This window comes from Curtobacterium sp. NPDC086286 (assembly GCF_044746255.1).
Classification (GTDB): Bacteria; Actinomycetota; Actinomycetes; order Actinomycetales; family Microbacteriaceae; genus Curtobacterium.
Genome location: NZ_JBIVBW010000001.1, coordinates 90233 through 109366 on the forward strand (window position 1 = coordinate 90233; position 19134 = coordinate 109366).

General features: G+C 72.4%; 14 protein-coding genes. 6 read left to right on the forward strand and 8 right to left on the reverse strand.

Annotated elements, in window-relative coordinates; all coding sequences use genetic code 11:
- Window positions 1-157 precede the first annotated feature (157 nt).
- The 4 genes from ACIPKM_RS00470 to ACIPKM_RS00485 form a co-directional block, all read right to left on the reverse strand.
- Window positions 158-1132, reverse strand: coding sequence for a zinc-binding dehydrogenase (locus ACIPKM_RS00470; RefSeq protein WP_071302910.1), 975 nt, complete (start codon window positions 1130-1132; stop codon window positions 158-160).
- A gap of 24 nt (window positions 1133-1156) precedes the next feature.
- A complete protein-coding gene (locus ACIPKM_RS00475; protein ID WP_022905450.1) occupies window positions 1157-1579 on the reverse strand; it encodes an organic hydroperoxide resistance protein in 423 nt (140 codons plus the stop codon).
- Between the two features lie 21 nt (window positions 1580-1600).
- The gene (locus ACIPKM_RS00480; RefSeq protein WP_175473692.1) at window positions 1601-2056 is read right to left on the reverse strand and encodes a MarR family winged helix-turn-helix transcriptional regulator; all 456 of its coding nucleotides are present in this window, start codon (window positions 2054-2056) and stop codon (window positions 1601-1603) included.
- A 229-nt stretch (window positions 2057-2285) separates the two neighbouring features.
- A complete protein-coding gene (locus ACIPKM_RS00485; RefSeq protein WP_402735890.1) occupies window positions 2286-3914 on the reverse strand; it encodes a DHA2 family efflux MFS transporter permease subunit in 1629 nt (542 codons plus the stop codon).
- Window positions 3915-4054: 140 nt separating this feature from the next.
- On the opposite strand from ACIPKM_RS00485, the gene mvk reads away from it, so the two are divergent.
- The 5 genes from mvk to ACIPKM_RS00510 are packed head-to-tail and all read left to right on the forward strand — an operon-like array spanning window position 4055 to window position 9356.
- Complete coding sequence (gene mvk / locus ACIPKM_RS00490; RefSeq protein ID WP_083413974.1) at window positions 4055-5044, forward strand: mevalonate kinase; 990 nt, start codon at window positions 4055-4057, stop codon at window positions 5042-5044.
- A complete protein-coding gene (gene mvaD / locus ACIPKM_RS00495) occupies window positions 5044-6063 on the forward strand; it encodes a diphosphomevalonate decarboxylase (protein WP_261647039.1) in 1020 nt (339 codons plus the stop codon). Before mvk ends, mvaD begins: the two co-directional genes overlap by 1 nt.
- Window positions 6060-7142, forward strand: coding sequence for a phosphomevalonate kinase (locus tag ACIPKM_RS00500; protein ID WP_070418054.1), 1083 nt, complete (start codon window positions 6060-6062; stop codon window positions 7140-7142). Before mvaD ends, ACIPKM_RS00500 begins: the two co-directional genes overlap by 4 nt.
- Complete coding sequence (locus ACIPKM_RS00505; protein WP_070418055.1) at window positions 7135-8199, forward strand: hydroxymethylglutaryl-CoA reductase; 1065 nt, start codon at window positions 7135-7137, stop codon at window positions 8197-8199. Before ACIPKM_RS00500 ends, ACIPKM_RS00505 begins: the two co-directional genes overlap by 8 nt.
- Window positions 8196-9356, forward strand: coding sequence for a hydroxymethylglutaryl-CoA synthase (locus ACIPKM_RS00510; RefSeq protein WP_402735891.1), 1161 nt, complete (start codon window positions 8196-8198; stop codon window positions 9354-9356). The genes ACIPKM_RS00505 and ACIPKM_RS00510 overlap by 4 nt, the downstream gene beginning before the upstream one ends.
- Window positions 9357-9546: 190 nt before the next feature.
- On the opposite strand, the gene ACIPKM_RS00515 is transcribed toward ACIPKM_RS00510, so the two are convergent.
- Both ACIPKM_RS00515 and ACIPKM_RS00520 read right to left on the reverse strand, forming a co-directional pair.
- Window positions 9547-10533 (reverse strand): SRPBCC domain-containing protein, encoded by a 987-nt coding sequence (locus ACIPKM_RS00515; protein ID WP_402735892.1) that lies wholly within the window; start codon window positions 10531-10533, stop codon window positions 9547-9549.
- The gene (locus tag ACIPKM_RS00520; RefSeq protein ID WP_402716392.1) at window positions 10533-10907 is read right to left on the reverse strand and encodes an ArsR/SmtB family transcription factor; all 375 of its coding nucleotides are present in this window, start codon (window positions 10905-10907) and stop codon (window positions 10533-10535) included. The genes ACIPKM_RS00515 and ACIPKM_RS00520 overlap by 1 nt, the downstream gene beginning before the upstream one ends.
- Before the next feature lie 59 nt (window positions 10908-10966).
- On the opposite strand from ACIPKM_RS00520, the gene ACIPKM_RS00525 reads away from it, so the two are divergent.
- Window positions 10967-11353 carry an ATP-dependent DNA ligase gene (locus ACIPKM_RS00525; protein ID WP_070418059.1) on the forward strand — a complete coding sequence of 129 codons (387 nt, stop codon included), beginning with the start codon at window positions 10967-10969 and terminating at the stop codon, window positions 11351-11353.
- A gap of 255 nt (window positions 11354-11608) precedes the next feature.
- Here the strand turns inward: ACIPKM_RS00525 and ACIPKM_RS00530 are convergent, their stop codons facing one another.
- Together ACIPKM_RS00530 and ACIPKM_RS00535 are read right to left on the reverse strand one after the other, a co-directional pair.
- The gene (locus ACIPKM_RS00530; protein ID WP_071296100.1) at window positions 11609-13393 is read right to left on the reverse strand and encodes a sulfite reductase subunit alpha; all 1785 of its coding nucleotides are present in this window, start codon (window positions 13391-13393) and stop codon (window positions 11609-11611) included.
- Complete coding sequence (locus ACIPKM_RS00535; RefSeq protein WP_402735893.1) at window positions 13390-18960, reverse strand: glutamate synthase-related protein; 5571 nt, start codon at window positions 18958-18960, stop codon at window positions 13390-13392. The genes ACIPKM_RS00530 and ACIPKM_RS00535 overlap by 4 nt, the downstream gene beginning before the upstream one ends.
- Window positions 18961-19134 lie beyond the last annotated feature (174 nt).

The following is a 19134-nucleotide window of genomic DNA, read 5'->3' on the forward strand; positions in this document are numbered from 1 at the left end:
CGCGCCCCCACCCTCTACGTGGTGGTGTAGGGCGACCCCCCCGCCAACCCCTCCCCGGCCCCCGCCCCCCCGGCCGGGGGGGGGCCCCCCCCCCCCCCCCGGCGGGGGGGGGGGGGCCCCGCGGCCCCCCCGCCTCCAGTCCGTTGCGCTGTCGCGTCTACGGGCGCAGGAGCACCTTGCCGACGCGGCCGGCGGTGTCCGAGGCACGGACCGCGTCGCGGACGTCCTCGAAGGCGAACGTCTCCGCGACGGGGAGCGTCAGTGAACCGTCGAGCACGCGGGTGATGAGCTCGCCGAAGAGCTGCCCCTTCGTCTCGGCCGGCATCGTCTTGCTGACGACGCTGCCCCAGAAGCCTTTCACCGTGAGCTGGCCGAAGATGACCTTGCCGGACGGGATCTCGAGCGTGGGGGAGGCCATCGCGCCGAACACGACGAGGGTGGCGTTCTCGCCGAGCACGCTCGCGATGTCGCCGGCGGCCTTGCCGCCGACGGACTCGACGCCCGCGACGATCGGCGCACCGCCGGTGATCGCAGCGACCTGGTCCTTCCAGTCGTCCGCATCGGTGGCGACGATGCGCTCGATGCCCTGCTCGCGGAGCTCCTCGACGCCGGCGGCGCGGCGGACGAGCCCGATCACGTTGATGCCACGCGCGGCGCCGAGCTGGGCGACCATGCGGCCGACCGCACCGTTCGCGGCGTTCTGGATCAGCCAGTCACCCTCGTGCAGGTCGAGCGAGTGCAGCAGGCTGATCGCGCTGAACGGCATCGAGACGAGCTGTGCCGCGGCCTCGTCGGGCATCGCGTCGGGGACCGGGACGAGCCCGGCGGCGTTCGCGGTGTAGTACTCGGCCCAGACGCCGAACGCCCCGCCGGCGACGCGCTGGCCGACCTGCAGGTTCGTGACGCCCTCGCCGAGGGCCTCGACCACGCCGAGCGCCTCGGTGCCGGAGGCCGCCGGCAGTTCGGGCTTGAAGCCGTAGGTGCCGCGGACGGTCCAGAGGTCGTGGTTGTGGATGGGGGAGAGGACCGTGCGGACGAGGACCTCGCCGGCGCCGGGGGTGGGGACCGGGCGCTCCTGCACGCCGAGGACCTCGGCCGGCTCGGCGAAGGTCTCGTGGACGACGGCGCGCATGGTGGTGGGGGTGGTGCTCATGGACTAGTCCTCCGAGACGGTGATGGTGACGTCGATGTTGCCGCGGGTCGCGTTCGAGTAGGGGCAGACCTGGTGCGCGGCGTCCGCGAGGGCCTGTGCCTGGTCGTGCTCGAGCCCGGGCAGGACGACCTCGAGCAGCACGGCCAGCTGGTAGCCGCCCTCGCCGTTCGGGCCGATCTGCACGCGGCCACCGACGGAGGAGTCGGCGATCTTCACCTTCTGGCTGCGGGCGACACCCTGCAGTGCCGAGTGGAAGCACGCGGCGTACCCGGCGGCGAAGAGCTGCTCGGGGTTGGTGCCGGCGCCGGAGCCACCCATCTCCTTCGGGATCGCGAGGTCGAGCGCGAACGAGCCGTCGCTGGTGGCGACGCGGCCGTCGCGGCCGGCGCCGGTGGAGAGGGCCTCGGCGGTGTAGAGGGCTTCCATGGTGTTCCTTCCTTCGTGGGGTCAGTGGTCCGCGGCGGCGCGGTTCGGCGTCGCCGCGGCGTGCATGGTCTCGGTCAGCCGGTGCAGCGTCGCGATGAGTTCCGTCGCCGCGTGCTCGTCGGGCAGGCCCATCCCGGCGGCGATCGTCGACGGGATGTGGGCCAGTTCGCCGCGGATCGAGCGGCCGCGGTCGCCGAGCGTGATCGTGACGACCCGCTCGTCGGTGCTGCGACGTTCGCGACGGACGAGGTCCGACTGCTCCATGCGGCGCAGGAGCGGTGAGAGGGTGCCGGAGTCGAGCTGCAGGTGGTCGCCGAGACCGGAGACGGTCTGGTCGCCCTCGATCCACAGCGTCACGAGGACGAGGTACTGCGGGTAGGTGAGCCCCCACGGTTCCAGCAGGGTCCGGTACGCCTGCGTGGTCGCACGGCTCGCCGCGTAGAGGGAGAAGCACACCATCTCGTCGGTCACGGGCATGCCACAAGCATTGCACGCAACTCAGTTGTGCACAACCGTATCGGGGACACCTGTTGCCGATCTGTCCCGGTCACGCCCCGGTCGACCGCCCATGGTCACCGCCGTCCCGACCGCGGCGAGGGCGACGCCGATGCCAACGACCTGCGCGGACGAGAGCGTCGCCCCCGGCGCGGGGCCCGGTGCGGCGGACGGGAGGCGCGGGGCGGGGCCGACCCGCGCCTCCCGTCCGTCAGTCGGTCGCGTCGGCGGTCGCCGGGGCGGCGTCCGGTCCGGCCTCCTCGGCGTCCTCCGGGCGGCTGCGCAGGCGCAGGGTCGCCGCGAGGCCGAGCACCAGGAAGCCCGCGGCCGACCAGGCGGCCGCGCGCGTGCCGTCACTGAACGCCTCGGCCGCAGCGGCTCCTGCCGTCGGACTCTGCTCGGTGAGTGCCGCGATCGACCCGCCGGAGGACGCGACCACGGCATCGGCGATCTGCGACGCGGCCGCGCTCGAGGACCCGGCGTCCTCGAGCCGGTGCTGCAGCAGCGTGCCGGTCGACGTGAACAGCACCGTCCCGAGCACCGCGATGCCGAGCGCCGACCCGATCTGCCGGGCGGTGCTCTGCGCGCCGGAGGCCTCGCCGCTGCGCTCGACCGGGACGTCCCGCAGCACGACGCTCGTGAGCTGCGCGGTCGCGAGTCCGACACCGAACCCGTAGACGAACAGGCACGGCACGATCGCCCACCACGGCGTCGACGAGGTCACGACGAAGCCGATCGCCGCGACGCCGACGATCTCGGCAGAGATGCCGATCCGGACGATCCGCAGCGCGCCGATCCGCTGGCCGGCCGTCGCCGCGAACCCGCTCGCGACGAACGACCCGATGGCCAGGGCGAGCAGGACGAACCCGGTCTGCAGCGCCGAGTACCCGAGCACGTTCTGCAGCCAGATCGGCAGGGACAGGATGATGCCGAACTCGCCGAGCGACACGATGAGTGCCGCGATCGACCCGTTCCGGAACGACCCGATCGTGAAGAGGTCGAGCGCGATGAGGGTGGAGCGGCCCGCGCGCTGCCGCCGCCTCGTCCAGAGGACGAACGCCACGCCCGCGACGACGCAGAGCGCGAACGCGTACGGGATCGGGGAGAGCGGTCCGGGCCAGGTCCAGTCGCCGACCGTCAGCCGGGTGGCGTTCGACCACCAGCCGTACGTGCGTCCCTCGATGAGGCCGAACACGAGCGAGGCGCTCGTCACGACGCTGAGGACGGCGCCGACGACGTCGATCCGGCCGGCGTGCACGGTGTCGCGGGACTCGCGGACGGTCAGGGACGCGCCGACGACGATCGCGATGCCGAGCGGCACGTTGATGCCGAACGCCCACCGCCACGAGAAGTCCGTCGTCAGCCAGCCGCCGAGGAGCGGGCCCACCGCGACCATGCCGCCGATCGTGGAGCCCCAGACGGCGAAGGCGATCCCGCGCTCGCGGCCCGTGAAGGTGGCGTTCACGAGCGAGAGGGTCGTCGGCAGCACCATCGCGCCGCCGACGCCCTGCACGATGCGGGCGAGCACGAGCAGGTCGCCCGTCGGGGCCAGTGCGGCGAGGACCGAGGCGAGCGCGAACACCGTGACGCCCACGATCAGCAGGCGCCGCCGGCCGAAGCGGTCGGCGAGCGAGCCGAACACGAGCAGGAGCGCCGCGAAGACAAGGGTGTAGCTCTCCTGCACCCACTGCACCAGGGTGGAACCGATGTCGAGGTCGGCCACGATGCTCGGGATCGCGACGTTCACGATGGTCGAGTCGACGATGATGAGCGAGACGGCGATGCTGATGACGACGAGTCCGGCCCAGCGTCGGCGGTCGGGGGTGTGGTGGGTGCTCACGGGGCGGCTCCTCGGGTAGTCAGCATGCTGACGATCACCGTACGCCCCGGAGGGGGACCTCGTGGAGCGCGCTCACGGGCGGGGTACGGACACCGTCGAGCGCGTGCATGGCCGGGACGGTTAGGCTGACGTGACCCACGATGACCACCAACGACCTCGACAACTCAGCGACCACTGGAGCCGGCCCCACCCGCCGCACCGGTAGGGCGTCGTCCCACGGCAAGACGATCCTGATCGGGGAGCACGCCGTGGTCTACGGCGCACCCGCGCTCGTCCTGCCGGTCATCGACGCCGTGGTGGTCGCGACGGTCACGCCGATCGACGACGCCGAGGGGCACCACCTCGAGTCGACCGTGCACACCGGCCCGCTCGACCTCGCCCCCGCCGCCGTGATGCCGACGGTCACCGCGGTGACGGCCACGCTGCGGCACTTCGGCGTGACGGACCGCCGCTTCCACGTGCGCGTCGACAGCGAGGTCCCCACCGCTCGCGGCATGGGATCGAGCGCGGCGGTGGCAGCCGCGGTGACCGCGGCGGTCGCGGACGCACTCGGCGAGACGCTCGACGCCGAGGCGCACCACGGACTCATCCAGGAGTGCGAGCGGGTCGCCCACGGCCGTCCGTCCGGACTCGACGCCCGCGGGGTCGTCGCCGACGCACCGGTCTGGTTCGAAGGCGGCCGCATCGAGCCGGTCGAGCTCGGCGCGCGGTTCGCCTTCGTGGTCGCCGACACCGGCGTCCCTGGCCACACGCGCGAGGCGGTCTCGGCCGTCCGTGCCCGTCACGACGCCGACCCGGACGGCACCGGCGCCGTGATCGACCGGATCGGCGCACTCGCCCGACGCGCGCGGGCGACGCTCGTGGACGGCGACGCACAGGCGCTCGGTGCCACGATGGACGCCGCGCACGAGCTGCTCAGCGACCTCGACGTGTCGAGCGACGACCTGGACCGGCTCGTCGGCGCCGCACGTGCGGCCGACGCCCTCGGCGCGAAGCTCACGGGCGGGGGCCGAGGCGGGTGCGTCATCGCCCTCGCCACGGACGTCGACCACGCGGACCGCATCGCGGCCGCACTGCGCGGCGCGGGTGCCGCAGCCACCTGGACCACCACGATCGGAGACCGCGCCTGATGACCGCCACCGCCGTCGCGCACCCCAACATCGCCCTCGTCAAGTACTGGGGCAAGGCGGACGCCTCCCTTGCCCTGCCGGCGACCGGCAGCGTCTCGATGGGACTCGACGTGTTCCCGACGACGACGTCGGTGACCGTCGGGGACACGGCGGACGACACCCTCACCCTCAACGGCTCGGCCTCGACCGACGGGGCGCTCGTGCGGGTCACGCAGTTCCTCGACCTCGTGCGCGAGCTCGCCGGGTCCTCGGCGCGGGCGTCGGTGGTGTCCGAGAACACCGTGCCGACCGGAGCCGGACTGGCCTCGAGCGCCTCGGGGTTCGCGGCGCTCGCGACCGCGGCCGCGGCGGCGTACGGTCTCGACCTCTCCGCGCGCGACCTGTCCCGGCTCGCCCGACGCGGCTCGGGTTCGGCCACCCGGTCGATCCCCGGTGGCGTGGCGGTCTGGCACGCCGGCGACGACGAGGGCTCCTACGCCGAGCCGATCCCCGCGCCGCCGATGGCCATGGTCGTCGTGACGATCGACGCCGGCCCGAAGGCGATCGGCTCGCGCGAGGCGATGCGGCGCACCATCGCGACGTCGCCGTTCTACCCCGCCTGGGTCACCTCGACCACCGAGACCGTCGGGGACATGCTCACCGCCTGCGCCGCAGGGGACTTCACCCGCATCGGCGAGCTGACCGAGAGCAACGCCCTCCGCATGCACGCCACGATCGAGGGCGCCTTCCCGCCCATCCGCTACCTCAACGCCCGCAGCGTCGCCGTGTTCGACGCCGTGGCCGAACTCCGTGCCGCCGGGGTCGAGGCGTACGCCACCGCCGACGCCGGCCCGAACGTCGTCGTGCTCACGAAGCCCGAGGACCGGGGCGCCGTCGCGTCCGCGCTCGCGGGCTTCGGCGACGTGATCGAGTCCGGTACCGGACCAGGCGCGCGCCTGCTCGGCTCCGAAGTCCCTGCGACGCAGGACCCGGAGGCACCCGCACCGGGTTTCGTCCGACCAGAGGAGTCCGCCGAGTGATCGAGTTCCGTGCCCACGGCAAGCTGTTCGTCGCGGGCGAGTACGCCGTCGTCGAGCCGGGCCAGCCGTCCGTCATCATCGCCCTGGACCGCGCCATCACCGCGCGCGTGCGCGAGGGCCACGGCGCCGGCAGCGTGCACTCCGAGGAGTACGGACACCTCCCGCTCACCTGGACCCGCGCCGAGGACGGCATCGCACTCGACACCGAGCACCACCCGTACGACTACGTGATGGCGACGATCGACCTCGTCGAGAAGCTCCGCGCCGAGCAGGGCATCGCACCGCGGTTCCACGACCTCCGCATCCACAGCCAGCTCGATGACGCGAGTGGCCGGAAGTTCGGGCTCGGGTCCTCCGCGGCGGTGACCGTCGCCACGGTGGGCGCCCTCGACCGCTTCTACGGACTCGGGCTCTCGCAGCGGAAGCGCTTCCAGGTCGCCCTGCTGGCCACGATCCGGGTGAACCCGCGCGCATCCGGCGGGGACCTCGCCGCGAGCACCTTCGGCGGCTGGCTCCGCTACAGCGCGCCGGACCGCGAACGGCTCGCGGCGCAGCTCGACACCCGCACCGTGACCGAGATCCTCGGCGACGCGGACGCGTGGGAGGGCTTCGACGTCCAGCGGCTGCCCGCCCCCGAGAACCTCGAGCTGCTCGTCGGCTGGACCGGTTCTCCGGCCTCGACCACGAAGCTCGTCGGTGTCGTCCGTCGGCACCGCAACGGCGGCTACCAGGCGTTCCTCGACGAGAGTCGCACCTGCGTCGACGACCTCACCGTCGGCCTGCAGACCGGCGACGCTGAACGCACCCTCGGGGCACTCCGGCGCGCCCGTGGGCTGCTCCAGCGCCTCGGCACGTCGGTCGGCTCGCAGATCGAGACCGAGCGACTCGCGACCCTGTGCGACGTCGTCGAAGCCGCGGGCGGGGCGGCCAAGCCGTCCGGTGCCGGCGGCGGCGACTGCGGCATCGCGCTCGTCCCGGCGGACACCGACCTCGCCGGCATCCACCGCGCCTGGGAGGCGCACGACATCAGACACCTCAGCGTCGCGGTGCAAGCGCCCGAAGGGAGCGTCGATGACTGACCTGCTGACCCCGATCCCCACGAAGTGGGTGGGGCCGATCCGCATCAGCGGCAACGCGGTGGAGGGCGAGCACGAGGTGCCGCTCGCCACGTACGAGTCGCCGCTCTGGCCGTCCGTCGGCCGCGGCGCCCGCATCTCGCGCATGGTCGAGGGCGGCATCGTCGCGACCGTCGTGGACGAGCGCATGACCCGTTCGGTCGTGGTCCGTGCCGACAGCGCGGCCGCGGCACACCTCGCGACCGGGCGCATCCTCGCCCGGCAGGACGAGCTCGAGCAGATCGTCGCCGGCCAGAGCCGCTTCGCGAAGCTCATCGAGGTGCACCCGGAGATCGTCGGGGACCTGCTGTTCCTGCGCTTCGCGTTCACCACCGGCGATGCCTCCGGGCACAACATGGTCACGCAGGCGGCGGACAAGCTCCTGCCGGCGATCCTCGCGTGGGAGCCGGGCCTGCGGTACGTCAGCGTCTCGGGCAACTTCTGCACCGACAAGAAGGCCACCGCGGTGAACGGCATCCGCGGACGCGGCCGGAACACCGTCGCCGAGATCGTCATCCCGGGCGAGGTCGTCGAGAAGCGGCTCCGGTCGAGCGCGGCACGCATCGCCGAGCTCAACGTCGCGAAGAACCTCGTCGGGTCGACCATCGCCGGGGCCATCCGCTCCGCGAACGCCCACTACGCGAACATGCTCCTCGGCTTCTACCTGGCCACCGGGCAGGACGCGGCGAACATCGTCGAGGGGTCCCAGGGCATCACGAGCGCCGAGGACCGCGACGGCGACCTGTACTTCGCCACCTCGCTCCCGCACCTCATCGTCGGCACGGTCGGCAACGGCAAGGGCGGGGACCTGCCCGTCGTCGAGGACGCCCTCGTGCGCCTCGGCTGCCGCGAGGACCGCGAGCCCGGTGCCAACGCACGCCGGCTCGCCGCCCTCTGCGCCGCGACCGTCCTGTGCGGGGAACTCTCCCTGCTCGCCGCGCAGACCAACCCGGGCGAGCTGATGGCCGCCCACGTCGCGATGGAACGTCGCGGCGCGAAGCCCGCCGGAGGTGCAGCGTGACCCGCATCGGCATCCACGACCTCGCCGTCGCGACCGGGCACCACGTGCTCGAGCTCGACGACCTCGCCGAGCGCCTCGGGGTGGACCCGGCGAAGTACCACGTCGGCATCGGACAGGACGCGTTCAGCGTGCCCGCTCCCGACGAGGACATCGTCACGATGGGCGCCGCCGCCGCGAAGGAGCTCATCGACCGCCACGGTGCCGACGGCATCCGCACGGTGCTCTTCGCCACCGAGTCCGGCGTGGACCAGTCGAAGGCCGCCGGGGTGTTCGTGCACGGCCTGCTCGGGCTGCCGCAGAACGTCCGCGTCGTCGAGCTGAAGCAGGCCTGCTACGGCGGGACCGCTGCCGTCCAGCTCGCCCTCGGCATCGTCGCGCGGGCTCCGCGGGAGCGCGTGCTCGTCATCGCCGCCGACGTCGCGCGCTACGACGTCGACACCGCCGCCGAGCCGACGCAGGGTGCCGGCGCCGCCGCGATCCTGATCGCCGCCGACCCCGACCTCATCGAGATCGAGCCGGCCGCGGGTGTCTTCACCGCCGACGTCGACGACTTCTGGCGGCCGAACGACCGCTCCACCGCACTCGTCGACGGCCGCCTGTCCGTGAGCGCCTACGTCGACGCGTTCGTCGGGGCGTGGGACGACCTCGCGGCGCAGGGCGGCCCGGCGTACGAGGACATCGTGCGCTTCGTCCACCACCAGCCGTTCACGAAGATGGCGCTCAAGGCGCACCGGAAGCTCACGCAGCACGTCGGGGTGCCCTTCGACGAGTCCGAGCTCGCCCTCGGGTTCACGTACAACAAGCAGACCGGCAACACCTACACGGCGTCGCTCTGGATCGGGCTGGCAGCACTGCTCGACCTCGACGACGACCTCGCCGGGGAGCGCATCGGCCTGTTCAGCTACGGGTCCGGCAGTGTCGGGGAGCTCATCACCGGCATCGTGCAGCCGGCGTACCGCGACCACCGCCGTGTGGGTCGGGTCCGCGAGCTCCTCGCCGCCCGGGTGCCGCTCTCGGTCGACGCCTACCGCGAGCTGCACGCCGCGGGTGCCGCGACGAGCGAGGACGTCGAGCGTCCGCGGGTCACGGCTGCGCCGTACCGCTTCGCCGGGGTGCGCGGCGGCGCACGCCGCTACGAGGCGACCGCGCAGGTCTGAGGTTCGTCGCTGGCGGCTCGGCGTCGCTGCGAAAGCGACAGGTCACAGCGGGATGCCGGCTGTGCACTGTCGCTCTCGTGACACGGTCGGGTGCGGCCGGCTGTGGACTGTCGCATTCGCGTCTGACGCGACCGGCTGACGGACGGGAGGCGCGGTGCCGGCCGGCACCGCGCCTCCCGTCCGTCACGACTCACGCCGCCGCGGACAGGACCTCGCGTTCCAGACGCTGGTAGCTCGTCTCCATGCCGTCCGTCATGCCGGTCGCGAGGATCATGTCACGCTGCTCCCGGTCGGGGTAGGTGATGCGGAGCGTCATGAGCGTGACGCCGTCGGCCTCGTCGAACTGCAGGTCGTTGACGTTGGCCGGGAACGGCGCACCGGTCATCCGCTCGGTCGTGACCATGCGGCGTTCCGGCTCGATGACGAGGTTCTCGCCCTCGAACCCGAACGCCTCGCCCTCGGTGTTCCCGACGGGCGCCCAGGCCTGCCGGAACGAGCCGCCGACGACCAGGTCGTTCTCGCACACCGTCATCTCCCACCCGTCCGGGCCGAGCAGCCACCGGCGCATCAGCTCCGGCTCCGTGTGCGCACGCCAGAGCAGGTGCCGCGGCGCCGCGAACGCGCGGGTGATGGCCACGTGGGTGTCGTCCACGATCTCGGTGACCGTGCCCCGGCCGAGGGCGTACTCGCGGAGGTCGGCCAGCACCGTGTCGAGCTGCCCGAACGCCTGCTCGTAGCCGTCGAGCATGCCCATCTCGAGCATGGCGTCGAGGTCGGCGGAGGACGCGAACGACGTCAGCACCGTCACCCGTGACCCGCTGTCGACGGTGTCGAACGACAGCACGGTCTCGCTCGCGGGCAGCGAGTCGTCGACGGTGCCCTCGGCGTCGGAGAACAGGTCGCGGAACGCGATCCGGCGGGGTTCGTCGACCTCGGACACCTGCCAGAGTGCGTGGAACCGTTCGTTCTCGGGCGAGGTCATCCGGTAGTGGGCGACGCCGCCGGGACGGAGGTCGAACGACGTGAACGTCGCGGGGAACCCGGGCGGGCCCCAGAAGCGTTCGAGCTGCCGGGGATCCGCGAACGCTGCCCAGAGGCGTTCGACGGGGACGGGGAACTCGGCCACGAGGGTCATGGTGAGCTCCTCGGGGTCGGTGTGGACGGACGTGGTCGGCATCAGTGGCTCCCTTGCGTTCGGTCGTCGCCGCGCGGCGCGCGGTCTGCTCCCAGCAGTGCGTCGAGCCGGTCGATCCGGCCGCGCCAGAGGTCCGCGTAGCCGTCGAGCAGCCCACGGACGCGATCGATCTGTCCCGGCTCGGCGCGCACGATGCGGGTGCGGCCCCGGGGTTCCTTGGTCACGAGTCCTGCTCCTTCGAGGACGGCGACGTGCTTCTGGACGGCGGCGAACGACATCGCGTAGGCGTCCGCGAGTGCGCTCACGGACGCCTCGCCGACCAGGGTGCGACGGACGATGTCGCGTCTGGTCGCATCGGCCAGGGCGTGGAAGACCCGGTCGACCTCGGCATCGCTCGGTTCGGTTCGTGCAACCATTTGGTTGTACGTTACGACGGTCCTGCCCGCCGCACAACCCCCGCGGTGTACAAGGACCCATGGGTCAGCTCATCTACGACGGAGAGCCGCTCGACCTCCGGATCGACGACCGAGCGCTCACACACCTGCAGATCGTCATCGTGAACATGCTCCGGCGGGAGCACCGGTTCGCGTTCTCGTGGAAGGACGACGCCGTCCACGGCAACGGGCGCAGCACCATCTGGATGCACCCGAACGTGAGCCTGCACTTCAAGTTCTCCGGCAGCCGGGTGCCCCGGATCAACCGCAGCTGGCTCGAGGACCTCTACGCCGCCGCCACCTCGGGCTCCGGTCTCGTGCTCACCCCGGAGCCGTCGGACACGAGCACGGCGGACGACTCGGCGTGGTCCCGCGCGGTGGTGCCCGGCGACGCGGACGACGACTCCGGCACCGACGACGCCGGTTAGCACACTGTCCGTGAACGGTCAACGGGTCGCGCACGTCCGTGCAGTCTGAGTACGGTGGGCGTACCGCGCGAGTGATCGACTCCGGCCCAGGGAGCCGGTGACGGTGGCTCCGCGGTCGGAGGGGGGAACCACGCGACGCGCGAGGAGTCCCGGATCAGGGGCCTCCCGGCCCACAGCGCCCCCTCGCCGTCGCCCCGGTCGTGGATTCGGGTTCCGCACCGGGGCGACGGGCGTGGCACCGGCCGCGCGCGCCGCTCAGTACACGTCGCGGACGTAGCGCTTGCCGCGCCGCATGTCGGCGAGGTACGCCTGCGCGTCGTCCTCGCCCTTGCCCCGCTGGCTCCCGATGACGGCCAGGAGCGCCTGCTCGACGTCCTTCGCCATCCGTGAGGCGTCACCGCACACGTAGAGGTGCCCGCCGTCCTCGAGCCACGAGTAGAGCTCCGGGGCCTGTTCGAGCATCCGGGTCTGCACGTAGACCTTCTCGGCCTGGTCGCGCGAGAACGCCAGGTCGAGGCGGTCCAGGACGCCCTGCTCCTGCAGCTCGGTGAGTTCGTCCTCGTAGACGAAGTCGGTGTCGCGGTGCTGGTCGCCGAAGAACAGCCAGTTCCGGCCCGTCGCCCCGGAGACCGCACGCTCGTGCAGGAACCCGCGGAACGGTGCGATGCCGGTCCCCGGGCCGACCATGATCATCGGCGCGGACGGGTCGGCGGGGACCCCGAACGACGCGTTCGGCTGCAGGTAGACGTCCACGGTGCCGTCGGGGGCGACCCGGTCGGCGAGGAACGTCGACGCGACGCCGGCGTACATGCGGTGCGGGTCCCCGTACCGGACGGACGCGATCGTCAGGTGGATGCGGTCCGGGTGCGCGAGCGGGCTCGACGAGATCGAGTACTGGCGCGCCTGCAGCGGTCGGAGGTTCGGCAGGAGTTCGTCGAGGCCGGGTGCCGCGGGTCCGGCGTCGCGGAGCAGGTCGAGCACGTCGCGACCCCACAGCCAGCGGTCGAGCTCGTGCTTGTCACCGTGCGAGACGACGGCGGCGAGCTCGGACGACGGTGCGCGCTGGACGAGGTCCGCGATGAGGTCCTTCGAGGGCGTCCGGATCTCACGGTCGGTCCGCAGGACCTCGGTGACCGGGCGGCCGTCGAGCGTCTCGGAGCCGTTCGCGCCGACCTGCTCGAGCAGCTCGCCGACGAACACCTCGTCGTTGACCGGCACGACCGCGAGCGCGTCGCCCGCCGAGTACTCGATCCCGGAGTCGCCGAGGTCGAACTCGTAGTGCCGGATCTCCTTCGCGCTGCGCGGCGAGGAGAGCAGCCGGTTCTCGACCAGCGTCGACGGGTACGGGTTGCGCTTGTTCCACTGGGCACCGGGCCTGGAGGCACGGCTCGCGCCCGCCCCGCCGGCCGCGGTCGTCGCACCGGTCGCCGCCACCGCCGTGGTCGCGCCGGGCTGCACGCCCGCCTCCGCCGCCAGACGGTCGAGCACCGCGGCCGTCCAGAGCGCGGCCGGGTCCTCGTAGTCCACGTCGCAGTCGACGCGGTCGTGGATGCGGGTGGCGCCGAGCTGCTCGAACCGGGTGTCGAGGAGCTTGCCGGCCTGGCAGAACTCGTCGTAGCTCGTGTCGCCGAGCCCGAGGACGGCGTACTGCAGTCCCTCGAGCCGCGGCACGGTGGTCGCCTGGATCGCGTCCCAGAACAGTCCGGCGTTGTCGGGCATCTCGCCCTCGCCGTACGTCGAGGTGACCACGAGCACGTGCGACATCCCGGCGAGCTGCTCCGGCGTGACGGCGTCGAGCGCGGTGGCACGACCGCCGAGCCCGCGGGCCTTCGCGCCGGCGACCAGCTCGTCGGCGAGGAACTCCGCGTTGCCGGTCTGCGTGCCGAACAGCACGTCGATCGTCGTCGTCGGGGCGCCGCCGGAGGCCCGCTTGCCCGCGGCCGCGATGCCGGCGATGAACCCGGCGAGCCAGGACTCCTGGGCCTGCGAGAACGGTGCGTCGACCGGGATCAGCGATCCGGTCGGGGGGAGCAGGCTCACGCGGACACCGCCTCGGTCGGCGCCTGCGGTGCACGGCGGGCGATGTCCTCGAGCGCTGCGTTCGCGAGCAGCTCGTCGAAGCGGGCCTCGCGGACGCGGCCGTCGTTCTTGGCGTTCTGGTGCATGATCCACCCGGTGGTGCCTGGCGCGTCCATGCTGCGGTTGTTCCGCTGCGTGAGCGCGCGCTTGTAGTCGTCGAGGCGCTTGATCGCGATGAGGGTCGCGAGCTCGTCGTCCGCGAAGCGGTCCAGCGTGCCGCGCAGGTACTTCACGACGCGCTGCTTGACGAAGAAGTCCTCGGTGAGGATGAGGTTCTTGACCGCCTCGGTCACCCGGGGGTCGTTCGGGCCCGCCGCACCGGGGACCCGCTCGAGCGCGAGATCCTGGGCGACGCCGAGCACCGTGTACGAGGACAGGAGCGAGAACATGTCGTCGCCCTGGTCGCCGAGCGACGGGGCACGGCCACCGAGGACGGCGCGCTGGTCGCGGTAGTCGACCTTGAACGCGCGGAGCTTGTCCGTCGCGATCGAGGTCGCCAGCTCGTCGAGCAACTCGTTCCGGCTCGCCGCGGCGAGGATCTCGCCGGCGTCCTGGGTGAGCAGGAGCGCCCGGGGCATGCCGACGAAGACGTGCTGGCGGGTGGTCTCCCACTCGGCGAGCAGACGCTCGGCCAGCGCCGAGCCCGTCGCCTCGAGGTGCCACTCGAGCAGCAGGCGCGCCGCTGCCTCGTGGAAGGCCCCGCGCTCGGTGTCGGTGACCGGGAACACGAGGAGCGAGTCGGTGCTCGCGCGCTCGGTGACCTCGCCGGAGGGGTCGTACTGGTACAGGAACCCGCCGGACATGCCGTTCCCGAGGCCCTTGCCGAAGGTGCCGAGGTTGAACACGGCACCGCCCGTCATGTACTCGCAGCCGAAGTCCCCGACGCCCTCGACCACGGCGGTCGCGCCGGAGTTGCGCACGGCGAACCGGTCGCCGGCCTCGCCCTCGACGAAGGTGCGGCCGCCGGTCGCCCCGAACAGCGCGAAGTTGCCGACGAGGACGTTGCCGCCCTGTCCGGCACTGCCGCCACCGGGGGCGCGGACGATGATCCGGCCACCGCTCTGGCTCTTGCCGACGCCGTCGTTCGCGGTGCCGGTGTGCTCGAGCACGATGCCGTCGTTGTTGAACACGCCGTACGACTGCCCGGCCGACCCGAGCGTGCGGATCGTGACCGCGCCGTCGACGAGCCGGCGGCGTCCGCGGTCGTCCGTGGTGATCGCCGGGTGCCCGGACAGGTCGGTGTCGCGCAGCTCGTGGTTGAGCAGGCGCTCCACGTCGATGCCGAGCTGACCGCCGACGGACTTGTCGCTGTTGCCGAGCAGCACGCCGTGCACGAGCACGTGCGCCTGCTCGTGGTCGACGAGGGCCGTGCGGACCCGCTCGAGCAGCGCGTCGTCGGTGTGGAAGTCCTTCTCGAGGTACTCCGGGTCCTCGACGAGCTTCTCGGGGACCTGCGCGAGGAGCGCCCGGACGTCGAGGCGCCCGACGCTCGCCGGGTGGTCGAGGAGCTGCAGCAGGTCGGTGCGACCGCGGGCCTCGCGCAGGGAGCGCAGGCCGAGGCGGGCGAGGATCTGCCGCACGTCGTGGGCGATGTTGAGCAGGTACTGCGCGAGCGCACGGGGGTCGCCCTCGAACGCCTCGGCGTTCGTGGTGAGACCAGCCGGGCACTTCACGTTGCAGTTCTTCGCCATCACGCAGCCGAGCATCATGAGCGCGGTCGTGCCGAACTCGAAGCTGTCGCCGCCGAGCAGCGCGCTCGTGACCACGTCGGAGCCGGTCTGGTGCGCGCCCGAGCAGCGGAGCGTGACCTTCTGGCGGAGGCCGTTCGCGACGAGCGCCTGGTGGACCTCGGCGACGCCGATCTCCGCCGAGCGGCCGGCGTACTTCAGGCTCGTGACGGCCGCGGCGCCCGTACCACCGGTGTTGCCCGCGACGTTGATGACGTCCGCGCCGGCCTTGGCGACGCCGACCGCGATGGTGCCGATGCCCTCGGAGGACACGAGCTTCACGATCACCCGGACACGGGCGGCCTTGCAGTCGTGGATGAGCTGCGCGAGGTCCTCGATCGAGTACGTGTCGTGGTGCGGCGGTGGCGAGATGAGCTCGACGCCGGGGGTGCCACCACGGGCCGCGGCGATGTCCACCGTGACCTTCGGCGCGGGCAGCTGGCCGCCCTCGCCCGGCTTCGCGCCCTGGCCGATCTTGATCTCGAGCTCCTCGAGCATCGGGTCGGCGAGGTAGCCCGCCCAGATGCCGAACCGTCCCGAGGCGAACTGCTTGATGCGCGAGCCGCGGATCGTGCCGTAGCGGGAGTGGTGCTCGCCGCCCTCACCGCTGTTCGACATGCCGCCGACCATGTTCGTGCCGTGCGCCACCGCCTCGTGCGCGGTCGCGACGAGCGCGCCGTGGCTCATCGCGCCGGACGCCAGGGTCCGGGTGATCTCGTGCGCCGGCTGGACCTCGTCGAGCGCGACGCTCGCCGGGGCGTGGTCGAGCAGTGCGAGCAGCTCGACGGCGGAGCCGGTGGCGCGGAGCGTCACCTGGGTGTCGTCGACGGAGTCGACGTCGACCTGGCCGGGGTGCAGCAGCGCGAGGCCGTCCGCGAGGGCCGCGTGGCGCAGTGCACCCGTGGTCCCCGTCGACGTGAGCTCGAGGCGGAAGCGAGCCGTGCCTCCTGGGAGGTCCCCGTCGTCGGCCGGACGTGAGCCGGAGAGCCCGCGCACCGTGACGCTCGCGTTGCCGGTGGTCGAGAAGCGGCCGAGCTCGCGGGCGAAGTCCTCTGCCGTGTCGATACCGGTGACGTCCGCGGGCAGCGCGAGGACGTCGCGGAGGGCCGCGGGACGGCGCGACCGCTCGTCGTGCGTCGTCTGCAGGAACGTGACGTAGCCCGGGGTGATCCGGTGCGCGTCGATCTCGGCGTCGCTCAGCCGGTCGTAGCCCGTGTTGCGGTAGGCGGTGTCGGTGATGCCGAACGCGTCGTCGAGCTGGCCCAGCGTGAGGAGCCGCAGCGCCTCGGAGTCGCCGGAGCGCTCGAAGGCCGGACGCTCCTCGGTCATGCCGCCGAAGCCGCGCACGCTCGCGACGCCGAACGAGTGCCCGGCACCGTCCGAGCGCTCCTTGAAGAGGCCGAGCATGGGCACCTGGCCCTCGGACTCGACCGTGCGGGCGCGCTCGTGCCAGTCCGTCGCGGCCTGGGCGATGCGGGCGAACCCGACGCCGCCGACCGGGGCCTGCATGTGCGGGAAGACCCGGGCGAGCAGGTCGTCGCGGGTGTCGAGGTAGTTCGGCTCGAAGAACTCGCCGCCGATGTAGCTCTCGGCCGTGCAGAGCCCGACGCGGCCCATCGTCTTCGCGAGGGCCTTCTCGGCCGCCTTCCGGAAGCGCTTGAGGGCGAGGTCGGTCGCGGTCAGTTCGCCGGCCGGGGCGGGCGCTGCGGGGTACTTCTCCTCCGCACGGAGACGTGCGGAGAGGCTGTACACCGCTGCGGCACCGAAGCCGAGCGCCGTCGCCACGTGGTGTGACGATGGCAGCTGACCGGACTCGGCGACGACGGAGATCCGCAGGCGCAGGCCGGTCTCGATGAGCCGCTGGTTGACGGCGGCCACGGCGAGGATGACGGGGAGGGGCGCGTGCGTCGACGACACGTTGCGGTCGGTGAGCACGGCGATGCCGCCGGTGCGCTCGGCGAAGGCGGCGACGGCGTCGGCGAGGTGCTCGGTCGCGGTGCGGACCGCGTCGGCGTTCGCCTGCTCGTCGCCGAGCACCGGCACGTAGAGCATGTCGAAGCGCTCGAGCGGCACGATGTCCTGCTCGCGCAGCCGCACCATGTCGAGGTGCCCGAGGATCGGGGATTCCACGACGAGCTGCCGCGTCGCCGAACCCGTCCCGTCGGGCTTCGCGCCGAGGGCGACGCGCATCGACATGCCGTCAGCCTCGCGGATCGAGTCGAGCGGCGGGTTCGTCACCTGGGCGAAGCGCTGCGAGAAGTACTTCGCCATGCCGCCCTCGGTGTCGCTCAGGGCGTTGATGGCGTTGCCGTAGCCCATCGCCGAGATCCGCTCCGAGCCGTTCTGCAGCATCGGGTCGAGCATGAACCGGAAGCTCTCCTGGTTCAGCGAGTACGCCACGTAGCGGCCCGCGAGCGACAGGTCGCCCTCGTAGCCGAGCGTGGTCGTGGTGCGCTGGTACTCCGGCGCCGGGACGTCGTCCAGGTTGACGCGGGCGGCGTCGAGGAGCGTCCCGTACGGCTTCCGTGCAGCGAGCATCTCGAGCACCTCGCGCGTGCGCATGAGCGCGCCGGTGCGGTGGTCGACGACGAGCATGCCGCCCGCCTCGATGCGGCCGCGGTGCACGACGTCCTCCGGTTCGAACTCGACCTGACCGGCCTCGGACGACACCATCAGGTACTCGGCGGTCTGCACCGAGCGCAGCGGGCGCAGGCCCAGTCGGTCGAGCCGGGCGCCGACCACGTCGCCGTCGCTGAAGATCACGGCGGCCGGGCCGTCGTTCTTCTCCTCGTAGAGCGAGAAGAACTCGAGCATGTCCCGCACCGCCGGGGTCAGGGTGCGGTCGTTCTCCCACGCCGGGGGCATGAGCGAGACCACGGCCTCGACGATCTCGAGGCCGTCGTCGAACACCCGGCTCTGCAGGGTCTGGTCGAGGCGGCTCGAGTCGGACTGGCCGGGCGGGCGGACGATGCTGCGGGTCCGTGCACGGGCGAGGGCCTCGTCGGACAGCCGGTTCTTCCGGTCGGTGTTCAGCTCGCCGTTGTGCGCCATCAGACGGAACGGCTGCGCCATCGTCGGGTGCGGCTCGGTGTTCGTCGAGAATCGGGTGTGGAAGTAGAGCGTCCGGACCGAGTGGCGCGGGTCACGCAGGTCGGTGAAGTACCCGATGACCTCGCCGGAGTTCAGCCGCCCCTTGAGGACCTGGGTCCGGGCGCTGAGCGACAGCGGGTACAGGGCGGCGTGCTCGGCGCGGTCGGCGGCGGCCTGGCCGTACGACACCGCCTCGATCGCGAGGAGGGCGCGGTTGGCGGCGGCGTCGACCTCGGCGCGGGTCCAGGCCTCGGGGGCACGGAAGACCCACTGCACGATCGGCAGCTGGTACTGCTCGGCCTCGGGACGGGCGACGGAGTGGTCCACCGGGACGTCGCGGACGAGCAGGAGCTCGAAGCCCTGCTGCTCGACGGCGTCCGTGACGGTCTGCTGCGCACGGGCGCGCTCGGCGTCCGCAGCCGGGCCAGTGCCGCTCGGCACGAAGCAGTTCGCGACGCCGAAGTGGCCCGCGCGGAGCTCCTCGCCGGTGATCGCGCTGAAGAACTCCTCCGACAGGTCGATGCTCACGCCCGCGCCGTCACCGACACCCTCGGCGGACTTGCCGCCGCGGTGGGGGATGGCGCACAGCGCTTCGTCGCCCTTGCGGATGACGTCGTGGCTCGGCGTCCCGTCGAGTCGGGTGATGAAACCGACGCCGCAGTCGCTCGATTCGCGGGCAGGGTCGTAGAGACCGAAGGAGGAGGGGTTCACGTGTGCAGGTCCAGTGGGGCGTTGCCGGCAGCGGACGGCCAGGCTGCATCAGTGGAGCGCTCGCCGCGGGCAGACCGATGGTGGCAGTCGGGCCCTGTGGGGTTGTGGTGCGGTGAGGCGATGCTACGGCGCGGTATACCGCCCGCGCAACACCGCGGGGCCGGGGTGCGCGGC

Excerpts from the sequence above, each read along its gene's own strand:
- mvk (WP_083413974.1), top strand. The coding sequence starts at position 4,055 with ATGACCACCAACGACCTCGACAACTCAGCGACCACTGGAGCCGGCCCC.
- ACIPKM_RS00475 (WP_022905450.1), bottom strand. The coding sequence starts at position 1,579 with ATGGAAGCCCTCTACACCGCCGAGGCCCTCTCCACCGGCGCCGGCCGC.
- ACIPKM_RS00525 (WP_070418059.1), top strand. The coding sequence starts at position 10,967 with ATGGGTCAGCTCATCTACGACGGAGAGCCGCTCGACCTCCGGATCGAC.
- ACIPKM_RS00520 (WP_402716392.1), bottom strand. The coding sequence starts at position 10,907 with ATGGTTGCACGAACCGAACCGAGCGATGCCGAGGTCGACCGGGTCTTC.
- ACIPKM_RS00470 (WP_071302910.1), bottom strand. The coding sequence starts at position 1,132 with ATGCGCGCCGTCGTCCACGAGACCTTCGCCGAGCCGGCCGAGGTCCTC.
- ACIPKM_RS00480 (WP_175473692.1), bottom strand. The coding sequence starts at position 2,056 with ATGCCCGTGACCGACGAGATGGTGTGCTTCTCCCTCTACGCGGCGAGC.
- mvaD (WP_261647039.1), top strand. The coding sequence starts at position 5,044 with ATGACCGCCACCGCCGTCGCGCACCCCAACATCGCCCTCGTCAAGTAC.
- ACIPKM_RS00515 (WP_402735892.1), bottom strand. The coding sequence starts at position 10,533 with ATGCCGACCACGTCCGTCCACACCGACCCCGAGGAGCTCACCATGACC.
- ACIPKM_RS00505 (WP_070418055.1), top strand. The coding sequence starts at position 7,135 with ATGACTGACCTGCTGACCCCGATCCCCACGAAGTGGGTGGGGCCGATC.